At 61.1% G+C, this 17,041-nt stretch carries 17 protein-coding genes and 1 tRNA gene; 5 read left to right on the top strand and 13 right to left on the bottom strand.

Annotation, left to right across the window (positions count from 1 at the left end):
* The first annotated feature begins 51 nt into the window (after window positions 1-51).
* Both A5483_RS04815 and A5483_RS04810 read left to right on the top strand, forming a co-directional pair.
* Window positions 52-297, top strand: coding sequence for an acyl carrier protein (locus A5483_RS04815; protein ID WP_002548737.1), 246 nt, complete (start codon window positions 52-54; stop codon window positions 295-297).
* 72 nt (window positions 298-369) lie between these two features.
* Window positions 370-1,641 carry a beta-ketoacyl-[acyl-carrier-protein] synthase family protein gene (locus tag A5483_RS04810; RefSeq protein WP_002548832.1) on the top strand — a complete coding sequence of 424 codons (1,272 nt, stop codon included), beginning with the start codon at window positions 370-372 and terminating at the stop codon, window positions 1,639-1,641.
* Between the two features lie 63 nt (window positions 1,642-1,704).
* Here the strand turns inward: A5483_RS04810 and A5483_RS04805 are convergent, their stop codons facing one another.
* The 6 genes from A5483_RS04805 to A5483_RS04780 form a co-directional block, all read right to left on the bottom strand.
* A complete protein-coding gene (locus tag A5483_RS04805) occupies window positions 1,705-2,202 on the bottom strand; it encodes a DUF3145 family protein (RefSeq protein WP_002548551.1) in 498 nt (165 codons plus the stop codon).
* A 77-nt stretch (window positions 2,203-2,279) separates the two neighbouring features.
* Window positions 2,280-2,996 carry a YggS family pyridoxal phosphate-dependent enzyme gene (locus tag A5483_RS04800; RefSeq protein WP_002548740.1) on the bottom strand — a complete coding sequence of 239 codons (717 nt, stop codon included), beginning with the start codon at window positions 2,994-2,996 and terminating at the stop codon, window positions 2,280-2,282.
* Between the two features lie 52 nt (window positions 2,997-3,048).
* Window positions 3,049-4,011 carry a VWA domain-containing protein gene (locus tag A5483_RS04795; protein ID WP_063811145.1) on the bottom strand — a complete coding sequence of 321 codons (963 nt, stop codon included), beginning with the start codon at window positions 4,009-4,011 and terminating at the stop codon, window positions 3,049-3,051.
* On the bottom strand, window positions 4,002-4,970 hold the full coding sequence (locus A5483_RS04790; RefSeq protein ID WP_063811144.1) for a VWA domain-containing protein: 969 nt from the start codon (window positions 4,968-4,970) through the stop codon (window positions 4,002-4,004). Before A5483_RS04790 ends, A5483_RS04795 begins: the two co-directional genes overlap by 10 nt.
* Window positions 4,967-5,971 carry a DUF58 domain-containing protein gene (locus A5483_RS04785; RefSeq protein WP_176607858.1) on the bottom strand — a complete coding sequence of 335 codons (1,005 nt, stop codon included), beginning with the start codon at window positions 5,969-5,971 and terminating at the stop codon, window positions 4,967-4,969. The genes A5483_RS04790 and A5483_RS04785 overlap by 4 nt, the downstream gene beginning before the upstream one ends.
* Before the next feature lie 49 nt (window positions 5,972-6,020).
* A complete protein-coding gene (locus tag A5483_RS04780; RefSeq protein ID WP_063811143.1) occupies window positions 6,021-7,208 on the bottom strand; it encodes an AAA family ATPase in 1,188 nt (395 codons plus the stop codon).
* Window positions 7,209-7,290: 82 nt separating this feature from the next.
* Between A5483_RS04780 and A5483_RS04775 the strand changes: the two genes are divergently transcribed.
* Both A5483_RS04775 and A5483_RS04770 read left to right on the top strand, forming a co-directional pair.
* Entirely contained in the window at window positions 7,291-8,184 is an 894-nt protein-coding gene (locus A5483_RS04775; protein WP_042842621.1) for a hypothetical protein, read from the top strand.
* Entirely contained in the window at window positions 8,184-8,981 is a 798-nt protein-coding gene (locus tag A5483_RS04770) for an HAD hydrolase family protein (RefSeq protein WP_002548712.1), read from the top strand. The genes A5483_RS04775 and A5483_RS04770 overlap by 1 nt, the downstream gene beginning before the upstream one ends.
* Before the next feature lie 60 nt (window positions 8,982-9,041).
* On the opposite strand, the gene A5483_RS04765 is transcribed toward A5483_RS04770, so the two are convergent.
* From A5483_RS04765 to pdxS, 6 genes are all read right to left on the bottom strand, one after another.
* Window positions 9,042-9,115, bottom strand: a tRNA-Ile gene (locus A5483_RS04765).
* A gap of 113 nt (window positions 9,116-9,228) precedes the next feature.
* Window positions 9,229-10,590 (bottom strand): APC family permease, encoded by a 1,362-nt coding sequence (locus A5483_RS04760; protein WP_063811142.1) that lies wholly within the window; start codon window positions 10,588-10,590, stop codon window positions 9,229-9,231.
* Window positions 10,587-11,291: a dethiobiotin synthase gene (bioD, locus tag A5483_RS04755; RefSeq protein WP_063811141.1), complete on the bottom strand. Its 705-nt coding sequence runs from the start codon at window positions 11,289-11,291 to the stop codon at window positions 10,587-10,589. The genes A5483_RS04760 and bioD overlap by 4 nt, the downstream gene beginning before the upstream one ends.
* A gap of 26 nt (window positions 11,292-11,317) precedes the next feature.
* Window positions 11,318-12,640, bottom strand: coding sequence for an adenosylmethionine--8-amino-7-oxononanoate transaminase (gene bioA / locus A5483_RS04750; protein WP_063811140.1), 1,323 nt, complete (start codon window positions 12,638-12,640; stop codon window positions 11,318-11,320).
* A 35-nt stretch (window positions 12,641-12,675) separates the two neighbouring features.
* On the bottom strand, window positions 12,676-13,317 hold the full coding sequence (gene pdxT, locus A5483_RS04745) for a pyridoxal 5'-phosphate synthase glutaminase subunit PdxT (protein ID WP_002548634.1): 642 nt from the start codon (window positions 13,315-13,317) through the stop codon (window positions 12,676-12,678).
* A gap of 1 nt (window position 13,318) precedes the next feature.
* Window positions 13,319-14,158, bottom strand: a complete 840-nt coding sequence (gene pdxS, locus A5483_RS04740; RefSeq protein ID WP_042842725.1) for a pyridoxal 5'-phosphate synthase lyase subunit PdxS — start codon at window positions 14,156-14,158, stop codon at window positions 13,319-13,321.
* A gap of 149 nt (window positions 14,159-14,307) precedes the next feature.
* On the opposite strand from pdxS, the gene pdxR reads away from it, so the two are divergent.
* On the top strand, window positions 14,308-15,720 hold the full coding sequence (gene pdxR / locus A5483_RS04735; RefSeq protein WP_081474402.1) for a MocR-like pyridoxine biosynthesis transcription factor PdxR: 1,413 nt from the start codon (window positions 14,308-14,310) through the stop codon (window positions 15,718-15,720).
* A gap of 57 nt (window positions 15,721-15,777) precedes the next feature.
* On the opposite strand, the gene cysK is transcribed toward pdxR, so the two are convergent.
* The gene (gene cysK / locus A5483_RS04730) at window positions 15,778-16,713 is read right to left on the bottom strand and encodes a cysteine synthase A (protein ID WP_002548544.1); all 936 of its coding nucleotides are present in this window, start codon (window positions 16,711-16,713) and stop codon (window positions 15,778-15,780) included.
* Window positions 16,714-17,041: the final 328 nt, after the last annotated feature.

Genomic DNA, 17,041 nt, shown 5'->3' with positions numbered 1-17,041 from the left:
AGACTCCGGGCCTATACCCCGAAGGTAACGATAAGAAAAGGAACAACCATCATGGCTGACAAAGACCAGATCCTTGCCGACATGGCTGACATCGTCAACGACATCACCGGTGTCGACCAGTCCGAGGTCACCCTTGAGAAGTCCTTTGTCGATGACCTCGACGTCGACTCGCTGTCCATGGTCGAGATCATCTACGCCTGTGACGAGAAGTTCGGCGTTGAGATTCCTGACGAGGAGTCCAAGAACATCAAGACCGTTGGCGACGCCGTCAACTACATCGTCGAGCACCAGGGCTGATTCCAGGGCGTCCGGGACTCGTCAGTCCCGGACTCTAGCTCGCACCAACCCATCACCCATACTGGAGAATTCATGAGCGACGTCGTCATCACTGGTTTCGGGGCCACCACACCGTTGGGACCCGACGCCCCCACCACCTGGCAGGGGCTCCTGGAAGGTCGAAACGGGGTGCACACCCTCGACTTTGACTGGATTGACGACGTTCCCGTCAAATTCGCCGCTCCGGCGGTCGATGATCCAAGTAACCACCTGCCGCGCCCACAGGCCCGCCGGCTAGACCGCTCGAGTCAGTTGGCCCTGGTCGCGGCCAAGGAGGCCTGGGCCGACGCCGGCCTAGAGCTTCCTGAGCCCGACGACGATTCCGGGTCCAACGGCATCGACCCGGAGCGTTTAGTAGTGTGCTGCGCTACCGGTATTGGTGGCCTGCACTCCTTACTCGGTCAGTGGGATATCCAGAAGGACAAAGGCTTCAAGCGGGTTAGCCCCTTTACCGTTCCGATGCTGATGGCCAACGCCCCGGCGGCCAATATTGGCCTGATGGTGCATGCCAAAGCGGGAGTCCATACCCCTGTTTCGGCTTGCGCGTCATCTTCCGAGGCGATTTCGCTGGGCTTGGATCAGATTCGTCTAGGACGGGCTGACATTGCCGTCGTCGGCGGCGCCGAAGCTATCATCCATCCGTTGCCGGTGGCCGCCTTCGCCCAAATGAAAGCTTTGTCCACTCGCAACGACGATCCCGAACACGCCTCACGTCCATGGGACGCTGATCGTGACGGCTTCGTCATCGGCGAGGGGGCAGCGATCATGGTCATTGAGACACTTGAGCATGCTCAAGCCCGCGGTGCGAAGATCTACGGCACTCTTGCTGGATCCGGTATTTCAGCTGATTCGCACGACATCGTTCAGCCCGATCCCACTGGCTCTGGTCAGGCGTCCGCGATGCGCAAGGCCCTCGCATCCGCTGGGCTATCCCCCTGCGACATCAACCACGTCAACGCCCACGCCACCTCGACCCCGCTCGGAGACACTGCGGAGGCGCACTCTGTTGCCGCGGTCCTGGGGAAGGCCACTGATCAGGTGCTCGTCAACGGCACGAAGTCAATGACGGGACACCTGCTGGGTGGAGCTGGAGCGTTGGAATCCTTCGCAGCAGTGATGGCCCTGCTGAAGCGCCAGGTGCCTGGCACCATCAATATCGAGCATCTCGAAGAGGACTTGGAAGTCAACGTCGTCACCCATACGACCGACCTGCCCAACGGTGATCTGGCTGCTCTCAATAATTCTTTCGGGTTCGGGGGGCACAACGTCACCTTGGCGTTCACCAACGCCAACGCCACCCACTGACAGCCATGGGGCTGATCATCGTGATCAGCCCCCATGATTCTTCAATCCGTAAGCAGCCGCCTTTTATCCAGCAGATAGCCACGGCACCTGCAGCGACGGGTCGCAGGCTCGATACGGTTCCAGCTCAACGTCCCACGGCTCGCCCAGCAAGTCGCAGATCTCATCGTCGAGACGTAACCCAGTGCGACGCGAAGCAGTGATCGCCGACCGCAACCTCATCTCATCAACGAGGACAGAACCAGCCTCATCGGTGGGCGCGGAAAAGACGCCCAGATCAGGGGTGACGCTCCAACGATACGGGACAGCCCCTGTTTCGACGGTCACCTCGACACGCACCCGCCGCCAAGCGGCGAGCGTGGAAATGAACTTGCGGGCATCAACGACGTCACCGCGCCACGCCGATTCTGCTCTCCAAGTACCCGGTTCTACTGGCTGGCTGGTCCACTGCAACGGCGCTGGCATAGCAAATGCAGCATCCGCCGCCCATTCAATATGGCTGCGCAACGCCGTCGGGGCCGAGTGGATGAAAAGAGTTCCACTGGCCAGCTGTGTTGTTTCCACGGTCGTCCTCCCGGTACCACGTGCCTTCCCCTGCAGTGGTGCGGTACAGACTTATTAACAACGATAGACGACCCGGCTCACGAACGCCATATCCGCGCCGGATCGCGAGCCCCGAAGATGTCAGTGCCGATACGCACCTGGGTGGAACCATGAGCAATGGCGATCTCCAGATCCCCTGACATTCCCATGGACAATTCGGACCAGTCGCTGATATCACCCGCTTCCTGGCGCAGCTTCTCCCGAGTTGCGACGACGAGGTCAAAGCAGTCGGCCACGACCCGCTGATCAGAACTATTGCGAGCCACCGTCATAAGGCCACGCACATCGAGAGCGTCGCAGGCGGCCAGCTCGCGGGCGAAGTCAACAGCTTCGTCGGGAGCGATGCCAGATTTTTGGGGCTCAGCTGAGGAATTCACCTGGACTAATACCCGTAGTTGACGTCCCTCCTTGTGCAACCTCTTGTCGAGTTCATGAGCAACTTTCAGCGAATCGAGGGCCTGAAATTCGGTGGCGAAGCGTGCCACGTATTTGGCCTTGTTGGTCTGCAGGCCGCCGATGATGGACCATTCCAATCCAGGGTGGTCGGCATCCATGAGCTCAGATTTTGTAAGCGCGTCTTGCACTTTGTTCTCGCCGAAAAGCCGGTAGCCAGCTCGATACGCCTCATCGACCATGCTGGGAGGCTTGGTTTTGGAGACTGGCAGCAACGACACCTCACCGGGGTCTCGACCACATGCTCGGCAGGCATCATCAATGCGGGCACGCACAGCCGATACGTTGTCGGCGACACTCATAGGAAACTCCTTATTGCCAAGACGTCGACGAATCTACTCTCGAAACGAGGAATTAGGGCCAACGGGCGCACAAAGTGATGACGGAGGCTGCCGTCAGCACCATGAGGGCTAAAGCAACGCCGACGTACTTATCAGTCACTTCCCCGAAAACTTTCTCGTACCCCACCGACTGGGCGATTGACTTGTAGACGTCTGACAACTGCCCCAAAGATTCTGCGGAGAACTTTTCACCGCCAGAGGCCTTCGCTACCGCCGCCAACTCATAGTGGTTGACAGGAACAGGCTGGCGCTGGCCGCCTTCGACGACGTATCCGCCCGCGGTGCCGTAAGCGATGGTGTACACCGGCACGTGCTGGCGTCCCGCTTCTTTGGCCGCTTCAAGAGAAGGACGGCCAACATTGGTCGCCCCGTCAGAAAGGAGCACGATCGCCGCGGGCGGCTTCTCCCTGGGATGCTTCGGATCGTCTGGCACCAGTTTGAGGGCGTTGAGGGAGGAATATATCCCCTCGCCGATTGCGGTAGACGGCAGCACCTGAAGGTTTGCGATCGCGGTCGATACCGCAGCACGATCGGTCGTAGGGGGTACCACGACCTGAGCGGATGCCGCGAACTTCACCAAGGAGACATTGAACCGCGGCGGCAAATCGCCCAGGAAATCCTTCGCGGCGGTTTTAGCAGCAGAAAGTCGGGAGGGCTCGACGTCGGTTGCCACCATTGAGCGCGACACGTCAATGGCAACAACGACGGTAGCTCGATCTCTGGGCACATCGTGGTAGGCCTTTGGCTGGGCGAATGCCAGCACCATGGTAGCCATCGAGAGTACTGACAGCCCCATCGCCAGATGCTGCTTCCAGGGCCGCGAGCTAGGTAGAAACCGCTTCAACTCATTCGGGCCCTCGTGTGGCTGACGACGCCACATCACTACTACAAGGTAGACGGCAAGGAAGATCCCGGGCACCAGCAGCCACCATAGTCGTCCGGGACGTCCAAAAGCAATCAGGGTCATCATGGCCATCTCACCGCCACGGACAAGGTGGCCAGCCCAGAGACGACGGCAAAGCAGAAGGCGTAGAAAGCCCACGTTGCCGTCACCTCCTTTCTGACCGGTTCGTAACCCACCGAAGAGTGCACCTGCCTATAAACCTCCTGGAGCTTGTCCGCCGAGTCAGCGGTCCATGACTTGGCGTTAGTACGGTCAGCGATAGCAGATAACAGTTTGGTATCGGGTGCAACCCTCTCTCGCTGCCCATCAAGGTCGACATACCCGGTCTCGGTGCCAAAGGCGATGGTGTACACCGGCACCTTGGCCGCGGCAGCGTGGTTGGCCGCCACCAGGGGAGAACCACCCTGCGTATTACCGCCGTCGCTGAGCATGACAATGGCGGCCGGAGCCGGATCCTTAGACTCCCCGGGAGCCATCTTGACAGCCTCAAGGGATTTATCGATGGCACCGCCCAGCGCAGTGCCGTCCTGCAGCTCGATCCCGTCGACAGCTCGCAACACGGTGGGTCGGTCGGTCGACGGTGGCATCCGGATCTCCGGATGCTCAGAAATGCTCACCACGGCGACATTGAATCCGGTCGGAAGACTAGTGATGAAATCCTTGGCCTTGGCCTTGGCTGCAGCGAGACGGTTGGGGGAAACGTCATCAGCTTTCATCGACAGGGATGAGTCGATGGCGACAACGATAGTGGCTCGATCGCGTGGCACCTGCTCGGTGCCCATCGGCCGAGCCCATGCAACAGTGGTAGTTGCCACGCATAGCAAAGCGGCGGCGACGGCGATGTGCCTCTTCCACTGCGGCTGCTTACTCATCACCGCGCCAAGAATGGCGGTATTGGTAAACCTCATTGCCGTGGAACGACTGCGATGCAAGGCCCAGATGTAGGAAACCAGCAGCACCGGGACGAGCAGCAAGAACCACAGTACCCACGGCGACTTGACCTCGGGTAGGCCAAGAAAGAGCGGCGTCACTTCGTCACCCCCTGAGGCGGCTGATGCAACATCGCAGCTGTGCGCCGATATCCGAGGACGAAGCGCGCGATATCGGTAACCCAGTCTGAGTCGGTGCGCAGCTGCAGGTGCCCAGCACCCGCCCGTCGGATAGCCGCTGAGATGCGCTCGCGCTGGGCCCGGGAAGCAGCATTCATCCGCTCGCGGGTAGCCCTGTCGGCAGTATTGACGTAGTGAGCGAAAGACGTTTCTGGGTCTCGGACCATAACGTCACCCACGTCGGGAAAGTCCAGCTCAGCAGCGTCGACGATTTCGATGCACAACACCTGGTTTCGCACCGATAGCCGACGCAGGGATCGTTCCCACTCCGGACGATCGTTGGGGTCCAGAGCATCGTCACCGGGAGACAGGAAGTCAGAAACGACGACCTTCATACCGCGACGCCTTCCCGAGGCCGCGAGGTTTTCGATACCGTTAGCCAAAGTCATCTGTGCGGGAGCGTTGTCGGCAACTATCGGCTCAGTAAGCATCGAGCGCAGCAGCCCGTAGAGAGCTGTTCGCCCGGATCGGGCAGGCAGGCGGCGCACCGAATCGGGGCGCATAATGACCCCACCAAAACGATCTCCCATTCGCTGGGAGAGGAAACCAATGGTGGCGATCGCGGCGATACCTAAGTCCCGTTTCGTCATGGATACCGTGCCCCAGTTCATGGAGCCGGTGACGTCGAGAAGCGCCCACACCTCGAGTTCGCGGTCGGCAATGGTCTCGCGCACATGCGGGACGGTAGTGCGGGCTGTGACAGCCCAATCCATCATGCGCACATCGTCTTGACCGGGTTCGTAAGGACGGGCGTCGTTGACGTCAGCCCCAGCCCCGGGCAACAGACCCAGGTGATCACCATGGAGGAATCCCTCCAACCGGCGCACGATCGTGAGTTCCAATCGTCGCAGCGCCGCCTCAGGGGCAAGCTGGTTGAGCGGCAGGGTCGCCCCCGTGGGCGGACTCACCAGCGTCTGCGCCACTGACGATGGCTGCGGATCGCGGAATGTCGGTCGCGTCATCACGGACGCCTCAGAACTGAGCGGGCGGAGCCGTCGGAGCAGGATACTGGCCCGGATTGTCGGGGTAATTGTGCTGAGTAGTCTGACGCTGCTCCTCGTTCCACACCGGGGTCGGCGGCGGCACCATGGCAACAACCCTCGCGATGGCGTCGGAAGCGGACACGTTGTCAGCAATAGCGTCAAAACTGAGCACCAAGCGGTGCGCCATAACATCGACGGCTACGGCCTGGACGTCGGTCGGAAGGACGTAATCGCGACCGTGGATCAGCGCCAGAGCTCGCGCCGCTGCGACCAAACCGAGAGTGGCACGAGGGGAACAACCAATCTGGATGACGTTGGCGAGGTCAGGCATCCCGAAGTCGCCAGGATTGCGAGTGGCCAACACCAGACGCACGACGTACTCAGCGACGAGGTTGTGTACGAAGACGTCGGAAGCCATATCTTGCAAGGCAACGACAGCCTCAGGTGTCAACACTTGCTGAGGTCGAGGAGCCTTGACGCTCATCCGGCGCAGGATCTCAAACTCCTCGTTTCCACGCGGATAAGGGACATCGATTTTAAGCAAGAAGCGATCGCGCTGCGCCTCGGGGAGCGGGTAGACGCCCTCCGATTCCACCGGGTTCTGGGTAGCGATGACGCTGAATGGGTGCGGTGCAGGGAAGGTCTGCCCTGCGATCGACACCTGTTTTTCAGCCATGAGTTCTAGCATGGCCGACTGCACCTTTGCGGGAGCTCGGTTAATCTCGTCGGCCAGCACGAAGTTCACGAAAACTGGACCGAGCTCGATATCGAAGTTTTCCTTCGATGCCGAGTAGATACGAGTACCGACGATGTCAGAAGGAACAAGGTCGGGGGTGAACTGGACTCGTGCGAAGCCGCCGCCTAAAACGGTCGCAAACGAGCGCACGGCAAGGGTTTTAGCGACGCCTGGCACACCCTCGAGGAGGATGTGCCCCTTGGCAAGCACCCCAACCATGAGCTGCTCTACCATGCGCTCCTGGCCAACGATGACCCGCTGTACTTGTCCGATGGCCTGACCGATGAGGCGGGCTGCCTCGTCGTTCGACATCGGGGCGTCCTGATTGCCCTTACCGATGTCCTGACCATCCGAGTAATGCTGGGTGCTCACTGACGTCTCCTGCCTGGCTTGTGCAAGACCCGGGACGGGCCCGCACTCACGATACCGTGACAGTGACACAGCCCAAGAACAGCGAAGGACCAACGCAGGCGAACACCCGTCGTTCGGAGGTCGTGGTTCAAATGTGGTGAGATAGTAGACGATGTCGAGTAATTCGTGGCCTCCTGAGGCATTACCCCTGCAACCGTCTGACCCACCGCGGGTCGACGAGTTCTGGCTCGACGCCCGTGTTCTAGCCATGCCGTCAGGCACGGTGTTTTCCGCTCATGACGACGACGGCCAGGCTGTCCTGGTGATCGTGCTGTCACATGGTGCAGCCAGTGATCCCGCCTCCTGGGACCGGCTTGCAGGCGAGGTCAATCATCTCCATTCTGAGACTGTTATTGCCCGCGGTGGCGCCGGACAGAACACAGGTCGGCTCAGTAGGTTGTACCGCCCTGCCACCGGCCCCGAAAACGATGGTCCATCGTTGGCCCCCTGGGTCGCCTTGGTCAATGATGGCTCACGTGCTGCTCTGGCAGAGGCGCGACGGATCCTCGGCACCGTCGACATGTCGGCTATGTCCGGGGCCCCGGCAGCTGGCCCGAACTTCCGTTTGCATTGGATCGACGACACCGCCACGGGCCGAGTCCGCACTTGGCCGTTACCATGGCCAGGTCGTCGAGACAAAGCTGGTTGGTCGACCACCGTGGTCGCTTGGTTACTCACCCTTTTCATCGCGTTGACAGGTTTGCTCATCGCGGTGTTGCTATTCCAAAATGTGCCGCCGTCTCCCCCGCCTCCCCCGGTCCCGACATCGGCATCGTCGAGTAGCTCGACAAATAGCTCCTCACGTCCCACCCCAAGCCAGAGCTCGGGGCAAAGCACGTCGCCGTCTACCAGGCGCAAATCACCGAGCCCCTCGAAGAGCCCTAGCCGGTCTGCCACACCGTCGAATAATCCGTCGATGTCACCGTCGCGCACCCCGTCAATGCAGTCGCCAAGTGCAGGCACCGGCACCTCGTCGGGATCGCCGACTGGACGAGGGAGGCTGTAATGGTTGCGCTCATTGCCACTGATCTGGACGGCACCTTCCTGGGCGCCGACAAGATGCCCAGTGCCGAGAACACCGAGGCCATACTCGCTGCTGCGGACGTCGGCGTGCACGTCGTCTTCGCTACCGGACGTCCTTATCGCTGGCTGACGGTGCTCGACCCATTCCGGTCCATTCATCCCACATTGTTGGCTTCCAACGGAGCGGTGAGCGTCGATGCCGCTACCGGAACGGTTCTGCACGACGTGTACATAGCTCCGCAGACGGTCACCGACATCGTCTGCGACGTCCGCAAGGCGCTCCCACGCGCGCTGTTTTGCATCGAAGAGGCCACCCGGTGGTTCTCCGAAGAGGGCTTCGACCGCTGGCAGATCAGCGGCCCGCCAGACGGTGAAGGCCAGATCGAGCGCTTCTTGGGAGACGATTACCGCGTCGTTAAGCTGCTGGTGCGGACCTTCGGCTTTCCCAGCGACGAGCTATTCAAGGTCGTCAAACCCATCGTCGGTGATCGCGGTACAACGACCTTCTCCGCGACCATGGCTGACGGTCTTGTGGAGATTACGGCACTCGGAGTCTCTAAGGGAGCTTCCCTCAAACAGGTCTGTGCTGACCTCAGCATTGATCCGTCAGACGCGGCTGCCTTCGGGGATATGCCGAACGATCTCACCATGCTGGAATTGGTGGGATACCCATACATTGTCTCCGACGCCCATCCCATGCTGCGCGACCGTGGATTCACCATCATCGGCAACCACGACGAGTCGGCGGTGGGACGGCAGATACGATCCCTGCTGGGGTAATTCACGCCGGGTCGAGGATCTTTCCGGAAGATTACCGAACGGCAGCTATGAAGTTCGCGGTGGGGCGTGCGGGGCTCGAACCCGCGACCCAGGGATTATGAGTCCCCTGCTCTGACCTGCTGAGCTAACGCCCCGACACGAGTGATCACCTTACCGGGTAAAACGCACGTCGGCATCTTACCGTGCTCCCTACGAGGCCATTGTTATGGCGTCTAGCCATTGGACGCCCCGCTAGGCAGTGGCGTCGTCAGGGTGCCCGAGTGCCCACGTGACATGAATGACGCATTCGAGCAATAACCGCGCCACTGATTCCCACTGCGAGCCAGCTCAGTCCCACCATTCGGGTCATCTCTTCAGTCTTGGCCAAAGCAACCAGAAGGGTGAGCGCGCCGAGGATCGGGACGATGAGATGACGCACCCACTTGTGTGACTTTTCTTTAACGATGCACTGGGCAATGACGTCAGCATGCAGCATGACATAGCTGGAAAGGGCCCCGAACGTCACTAGGGTCGTCATGACCTCGACGTGGCAATCAAAGGTGACAGCCAGGATCGCGGTAACGACCGTCACAACGACGATGGCCACCCACGGGACGCCCTTGGAATTAGTATGCGACAGTACCGCAGGCATGACCCTGTCACGAGCCATCGCGAAAATCAGCCGGGCCGTTGAGGAATGAGCAACCACCAGGCAGGCAAAGATAGCGACGAAGGCGTTGACGACGGTGAAGACCGGAGTAAACCATGCCGGGCAGACCGTGTCAACGGCGTGATAGAAGGCCCGGTTAGTCGCCCCACCGGGAGCGAAATGAGCGGTATCCGAAACCAATCCAGCAGCCATCACCTGAACCCCGAACAAGAAGGCAAGCAGGCCGACAAGGGCGAGGGTGGCTATGCCGACGGCACGGCCTCCGCCACGAGCTTCCTCGTTGAGAGTGGCAACGGCGTCGAACCCTAGATAACTCAGCGCCGCAATAGACACCGCGGACGCTACCGAGGGCCACGACGTTCCTGGCCGCCACAGTGCGTGCCAACTCCAGACAACGTCTCCGCTGACCAACCCTCGTCCAACGCACACCAGAAAGAACGCGATCGTGGCGAGCTGGATGGCCAACAGCACGATGCCCACCCGCGTCGTAACATTCACACCCTGCAGGTTGAGTGCCATAGCGGCGAGCACAAAAACGAGGGCGAAGATCCCCATGGGGACGCTGGGCCAGATATGGGCCAGGGCGACAGCCGAGAGCACTGTAAGCAGTGCGGGCATAAGGATGTAGTCGAGCAGGATGAGCCATCCGGCGATGAATCCTGGGGTGCGCCCCAGGGAGAAACGGGTATACCCGTAAACCGATCCTGCTACCGGGAAGCGCAAAGCCATCTCGCGATAACTGATCGCCGATAACCCCATAACGGCTGCTGCTACCAGATACACCAACACCGGCACGCCCCCGGAACGGTTAACCACCGGCCCGAAGACGGCCACCGGGGCCATTGGGACGAAGAAGAGCAGCCCGTAGACCAGCAGCGATCCAAAGGACAGCTGACGGTTCAGGCTGGGCTGGTAGCCCAAGTCCTCCAACCGAGAGTCCGCAGCGAGGGTTGCGCTCACTGGGTCTGTCCAAAATCCCTAGCCGTCTGCTGAATAGCTTCGGGATCCCTACCAATGCCAGCGGGGATGACTCCGGCCAGCGGGGCCCCGGCGGCATCCTCAATTTCTTCGAGGTTGCACCTCTCGGCAAGGTCGGGGTCGACCGGCCAGGAGCCGATAACGACGGCGTCGACCTGATGCCCCCGGTCGCGAATGGCACTGCAAGTCAAACCAGTGTGGTTGAGGGTACCGAGCACCGAGCGGACGGCAACGATGACGTGGGGCTCGTGCCCACGCCGAGTAAGAGCATCCATGAGGTCGAGGACTCCGGACCCGTCATTGTCCAAGCCGACGAGGACGCCGCCGGCTCCTTCAATGACGGTGACGTCGTGACCGTCGGAATCGACGAGGATGCGGGTTGCGACCTCTTCGACGGAGGGAATGATCATCCCGGCCCGAGCAGCAGAGGTAGTCGGGGCCAGCGGCTCGGGGCAGCGCACGTATTCCAACAGGTTGTCAGTGTCGATGCCGGCGAGTCGTCCAGCGTCGTGGACATCGCCGGGTTCGTCGGGCGCCAGACCGGTTTGGTACGGCTTGATGATGGTGACGTCTTTGCCAGCTTGTTTCAGCGCTGAGGCGATAACCGCGGTAGTGACAGTCTTGCCGACGTCGGTGTCGGTTCCGGTAACGATGACGATTCCGTTGAGATCGGTAATGTTCATGATTCCTTCTGGTGATCGATATTGACCTAAGCAGCATCAAGTTGATCTATGACAACGGCACGCATCCCCGCAGCCATGGCCTTCAGATCATCATCCGTGCAGATATAGGGCGGCATGGCGTAGACGAGATCACGGAAAGGCCGAAGCCACACCCCGTTCTCGACGGCAGCGCGTGTAGCCCTTCGCATGACAATCGGGGTGTCGAGCTGGACCGCGGCGATAGCCCCGAAGACGCGAATATCGCTGACCCCGGGCACATCGCGCAGTGGCCTCAGCTCCCTGGACATCACATCGGCGATGCGGGTGACGTCGTCGTGCCACTGCCCCTGGGAAATGATCGCCAGACTCGCCGCAGTGACCGCACTGGCTAAGGGGTTTCCCATGAAAGTGGGGCCGTGCATGAGGGATCCGCCTGGGCCTCGGCTGACCTCGCTGGCCAGCTCATCGGAACACAGCACGGCCGACTGGGTCAGGTATCCGCCGGTCATGGATTTTCCGACCACCATGATGTCGGGAACGATGTCGGCCCACTCGCAGGCGAAAAGTTTGCCGGTTCGCCCAAATCCAGTAGCGACTTCGTCGGCAATGAGAACCAGGTCGAGCTCGTCGGCGCGACGGCGCAGGTGCCTTAGGCAGGACGGAGACCACGGCCACATGCCTCCAGCTCCCTGCAAGATGGGCTCGACGATGATTCCGGCTAGGTCGTCGCGGTGGGCGTCGAGGATCTCATCGGCCGCGCTGCACCACGCCTCCACGTCGGCCTCGTTGGCTGCGAAAGTGGGAGGGCGCGGCAGAAAGATCTGTTGAGGAATAGAGTCGCTGAACATAGCGTGCATGCCACCGAGAGGGTCACACACGCTCATAGCGCCGAGAGTGTCGCCATGGTAGGCCCCGCGCAAAGCGGCAATGCGTGTCCTCGTCAGGGTGCCGCCGCGCGCTGCGGTGCGAGCAATCTGAACCTGCCGAGCCAATTTGAGGCTCACTTCAACGCCAACCGACCCGGAATCGGCCAGGAAGACCCGGTCGAGGGAGCCGGGGGCAAGGTTCACTAAGGACATGACGGCGTCAACAGCTGCCTTATGGGTGAGTCCCCCAAACATGACGTGGCTGAACTGGGAGCTCTGACGGTTGAGGGCCTCGTCAAGGGCCGGGCTGCGGTAGCCGTGAATCTGACACCACCACGAGGCCATCGCGTCGATGACCTCGTGGTGACGTTGCCCATCATGCAGCTGCAACCGGACTCCGTTGGCGGCCGTCACTGCGAACATCGGGTCTACCCCGACGGTCGGGGCGTAAGGGTGCCAGACGTGGCGTCGATCATATTCGAGAAGCTGTTGTTCAGGACTCACAGCGAGGAATGCTAGCCGCCATCCTTGAACAGTGTTCAGGAGGGGTCATCATGAGCTCTGGTGGCCGTCTTCAGACCCGCGGCAGACACTTGACGCAACCACATGCGATGTACCCGGTCGTCGTCAGTTTCTTCCGGGTGGAACGACAAGGCGAAGACGTTACCTTGCCTCACCCCGACGATGGCCCCCCTTGCGTCACCCGCCTCGTCGGGCAGCCGAGCGATGACCTCGACGTCGGGTCCTACCCGGGTGACGACGGGAGCACGGATGAAAGTAACCGGCACCCCCTCCCCGACCCCGTCGATGTCGAGGGTTCCTTCGAAAGAGTCCAGCTGGGACCCGAAAGCGTTACGACGCACGGTGATATCGAGCAGGCCGAGGGTCTGCTGGTCTTTCGCCGCGTCCTCCAGATCGCTGGCCAACACGACGAGTCCAGCGCAGGTGGCTAGCACCGGGCACCCATCGCGGATGGTATTTCGCAACGGTTCGGCCAGGTCGAAGGACCTCATAAGTTTGTCAATAACGGTTGACTCGCCGCCGGGCATGATGATCCCGTCGAGGCCCTGCAGATCAGCGCCCCGACGAACCCGACGGGTATTGGCCCCGAGCGACTCGATGACCTCGATATGCTCGGCAAACCCGCCCTGCAGGGCCACCACCCCGATGAGTGGAGCCATCTCACCAACCTCGCTCAGCCAACCGATGTGGGGCTGGCACGTCAGCGACATTGATGCCGACCATGGCCTCGCCGAGACCGCGGGAAACCTCGGCAATCGTGTCGGGATCGTCGTAAGCGGTTGTCGCCTTGACGATGGCCGCGGCACGAGCAGCAGGGTTGCCGGACTTGAAGATGCCCGAACCCACGAAGACGCCCTGGGCCCCCATCTGCATAACCAGGGCGGCATCGGCAGGAGTAGCCACTCCCCCAGCGACAAAAAGCACCACTGGCAGCTCACCCGTACGAGCCACCTCGGCGACGAGGTCGTAGGGGGCCTGCAGTTCTTTGGCTGCCACGTAGAGCTCGTCGGGAGACATGCTATTTAGCCGCGCCATCTCGGCACGGATGGTGCGCAGGTGGCGGACGGCCTCGGAGACATCGCCGGTGCCTGCTTCTCCCTTGGATCGGATCATCGCAGCACCCTCGGCGATGCGGCGCAAGGCCTCGCCCAGGTTCGTCGCCCCGCACACAAAGGGGACGTCAAAGGCCCATTTATCGATGTGGTTGGCATAGTCAGCTGGGCTGAGCACTTCCGACTCATCGATGAAGTCCACCTTGAGGGACTCGAGCACCTGAGCCTCGACGAAGTGACCAATTCGGGCTTTAGCCATAACGGGGATAGAGACGGCGTCAATGATGCCCTCGATGAGGTCGGGGTCGCTCATCCTCGCCACGCCACCCTGGGCTCGGATATCGGCGGGGACCCGTTCGAGGGCCATGACGGCAGATGCGCCGGCGTCCTCGGCGATCCTCGCCTGCTCTGGCGTGACGACGTCCATGATGACGCCGTTCTTGAGCATGTCGGCCAGTCCGCGCTTGACCCGTGTGGTTCCAATGCTATTTGTTGCAGGGTTGTGTTCACTCATGGACCCCATGAAATCCATGATCGTGGTCCATGACAAGATCCATATATGATCGCTCTCATTGGACCACTTTTCGGTTCACCGTCATGAGACCGGATCTCGTCGTCGAGCTGCCGTTACATCTGCCCGACGATCCGCGGCCGTTACCGGTCCGGATCTGCGAGGAAGTGCGTGGACTCATCATGGACGGCGTACTCGCCCCTGGGGATCATCTGCCGAGCACCCGAGTCCTATCGGCTCAGCTCAACGTGTCACGGGGAACCGTCGTCGCCTCTTATGAACAGCTTGAGGCGGAAGGCTATCTCGTGGCCGCCGCCGGTTCGGGAACCCAGGTCAATCCCGACCTGCGCGGTCTTCATCGCCGCTGTGCCGCTGCGGCATCAGTTCCCCGGCCTCGACGCCATCAGGGAATCGACCTCACCCCTGGGGCACCAGACACCGCCGGGCTGGCGAACTCGGCATGGCGCTCGGCATGGCACCGGACCTGCGTCAACCCGCCGCGCATTACCGACCCGCTGGGTTCACCGCACCTGCGCCACGAGATTGCCGAACACCTCCGTCAGATGCGCAGCTTGCTTGCCGATCCGCGTCGGGTCGTCGTCACGGGAGGCGCCCGAGCGGGGCTAGCTGAACTCATCCAAGTGCTGTGTGCCGGGTCCCGCCGCCTGACGATCGGCGTGGAGAGCCCCGGATACCCCAGCCTAAGAAGGGTGCCGACGGCCCTCGGACATCGGATCGCCGGACTGCCGACCGATGACCAAGGCTTGGACCCTGCCAGCCTTCCGACCGGTGGTGGCGAGAAGAACCTAGATGCTGTGCTCATCACACCAAGCCATCAGTACCCGTGGGGCGGGTCACTGTCAGCGAGCCGCCGGGCAGCCGTCATCGAATGGGCGGAGATGGCCTCGTGCTGGATTGTCGAGGACGACTTCGACTCTGAGCTGCGTCATGTGGGTGCTCCTCTTCCCGCCCTGGCCTCTCTAGACGAAGCGCACACCATCCTGTTAGGAACCTTCTCTTCAGTGCTTACCCCAGCGCTCGGATGTGGCTATCTTGTCGTACCTCCCGATCTCGCCCACTCCTTTGCCCGACAGCGTCGAGCCACCGGCCAACCCGTTCCAGCTATCGTCCAAGAAGCCGTGGCGGATTACCTGTCCACCGGGGCACTGCGTCGACGTACCCAACGAATGCGCCAGGTCTACCGACGTCGGCGCCGCACCGTCATCGACACCCTAGGATCGTTACCGGGGACAACCTTGCAACCGATCGACGGCGGACTGCACGCTGTCCTGGTATTCGATGGATCCGAGGACGACGTCGTCCAGCGATGCAGGCAGAAGGGAGTCGGCGTCACACCATTGTCGACATATTGGGGATCTCCCGACGCCGGGGTAGCAGGAATCGTCCTCGGTTTCGGCAGCCACGACGACGCAACGCTTGTTTCCGCGCTGCAGATCATCGCTGGTGTCGTGACCGAACATGGCCGCACATCGTCATAACCGGGTCATACACTGGCCGGCACCTCACAAGGTACCGGCCAGTCCGCGAATGTGTCCTCAGTCGAGGAGGCCCTCGAACAGAGCAGTCGACAAATAGCGCTCACCGGTGTCGGCAATGACGACGACGATCGTCTTTCCCGCAAACTCCGGACGTGCAGCTACTTGGCCGGCAGCCTGCAGAGCCCCGCCACCGGAAATACCCGTGATGATGCCCTCTTCTGCAGCAGCGCGACGGGCGAAGGCGATGGCCTCATCACCGGGGACGAGCAGGATCTCATCGACGACGGACTTGTCGAGGTTGTCCGGGACAAAGCCCGGGCCCCAGCCCTGAATCTTGTGCGGGGCCTTTTCGCCCTTAGTAATAACGGGGGACTCGGCGGGTTCGGCACCGAAGGTCTTGACCTCGGGGTTCTTCTCCTTGAGGTACTCACCAGCGCCAGAGATGGTGCCGCCGGTACCGATTCCGGCGACGATGCCGTCTACCTTGCCCTCGGTGTCGTTCCAAATCTCCTCACCGGTGCGATCATGGTGAATCGCCGGGTTAGCGGGGTTGTCGAACTGGCTGGCCAGGATGGCGCCGGGAGTGTTCTCAACGATCTCAGCAGCCTTAGCGCTGGCCCCCGGCACACCGTCGGCGCCTGGGGTGAGCACCAGCTCAGCGCCCAGCAGACGAATAATGGCGCGACGCTCCTTGGACATCGTCTCAGGCATGGTGATGATGACTTTGTAGCCGCGAGCCGCACCGACAAGAGCGAGACCAACACCGGTATTTCCGGAGGTGGACTCGACGATAGTGCCTCCCGGCTTAAGCTGACCGGAGGCTTCGGCGGCGTCAACGATCGACTTCGCAATACGGTCCTTAACGCTGGAGGCCGGGTTGTAGAACTCGAGCTTGGCCAGCACAGTGGCTCGGGAGTCCGGGAACAGCTTATTAATCTTAACCAGCGGGGTGTTACCGATAAGCTCGGTAACGTCGTTAGCGATCTTTGCCATGATGATCAGTCCTTTCGATTAGCTATCTGGTGATTGCGGTTGTTGATGTGTGGATCATGCCTTTCAACGGTGATCGTCCAGCCGGAAAACGGAAAAGCTCGATGGCTGCCGGAATGATAAGCTGGCATTCCCGAGAAGATCTTGGTCACCCACGCTAAAGAAGCGCATTAGCGACACAGCAGCCACACAGGAGAACGAATCCGTGGGCAATTTCAGTGAAACTAGTAAGGACCATGGTGAATTCGATTTAGGAAGCTACGACAGCTTCACCGTAGGGTCACCTTGACTTGAATCTATCGAAATGATGGACGCCGGTACGCACCTTGCA

The organism is Cutibacterium namnetense (genome assembly GCF_001642025.1).
Classification (GTDB): Bacteria; Actinomycetota; Actinomycetes; order Propionibacteriales; family Propionibacteriaceae; genus Cutibacterium; species Cutibacterium namnetense.
This window is presented reverse-complemented; position numbering and strand designations above follow the sequence as displayed.

What these genes read in the sequence shown, in the direction of transcription:
- A5483_RS04795 (WP_063811145.1), bottom strand. Translation starts at nt 4,011, where the DNA reads ATGGCCATGATGACCCTGATTGCTTTTGGACGTCCCGGACGACTATGG.
- A5483_RS04800 (WP_002548740.1), bottom strand. Translation starts at nt 2,996, where the DNA reads ATGAGTGTCGCCGACAACGTATCGGCTGTGCGTGCCCGCATTGATGAT.
- A5483_RS04815 (WP_002548737.1), top strand. Translation starts at nt 52, where the DNA reads ATGGCTGACAAAGACCAGATCCTTGCCGACATGGCTGACATCGTCAAC.
- A5483_RS04770 (WP_002548712.1), top strand. Translation starts at nt 8,184, where the DNA reads ATGGTTGCGCTCATTGCCACTGATCTGGACGGCACCTTCCTGGGCGCC.
- cysK (WP_002548544.1), bottom strand. Translation starts at nt 16,713, where the DNA reads ATGGCAAAGATCGCTAACGACGTTACCGAGCTTATCGGTAACACCCCG.
- pdxR (WP_081474402.1), top strand. Translation starts at nt 14,308, where the DNA reads ATGAGACCGGATCTCGTCGTCGAGCTGCCGTTACATCTGCCCGACGAT.
- pdxS (WP_042842725.1), bottom strand. Translation starts at nt 14,158, where the DNA reads ATGCTCAAGAACGGCGTCATCATGGACGTCGTCACGCCAGAGCAGGCG.
- A5483_RS04775 (WP_042842621.1), top strand. Translation starts at nt 7,291, where the DNA reads ATGTCGAGTAATTCGTGGCCTCCTGAGGCATTACCCCTGCAACCGTCT.
- pdxT (WP_002548634.1), bottom strand. Translation starts at nt 13,317, where the DNA reads ATGGCTCCACTCATCGGGGTGGTGGCCCTGCAGGGCGGGTTTGCCGAG.
- bioD (WP_063811141.1), bottom strand. Translation starts at nt 11,291, where the DNA reads ATGAACATTACCGATCTCAACGGAATCGTCATCGTTACCGGAACCGAC.
- A5483_RS04810 (WP_002548832.1), top strand. Translation starts at nt 370, where the DNA reads ATGAGCGACGTCGTCATCACTGGTTTCGGGGCCACCACACCGTTGGGA.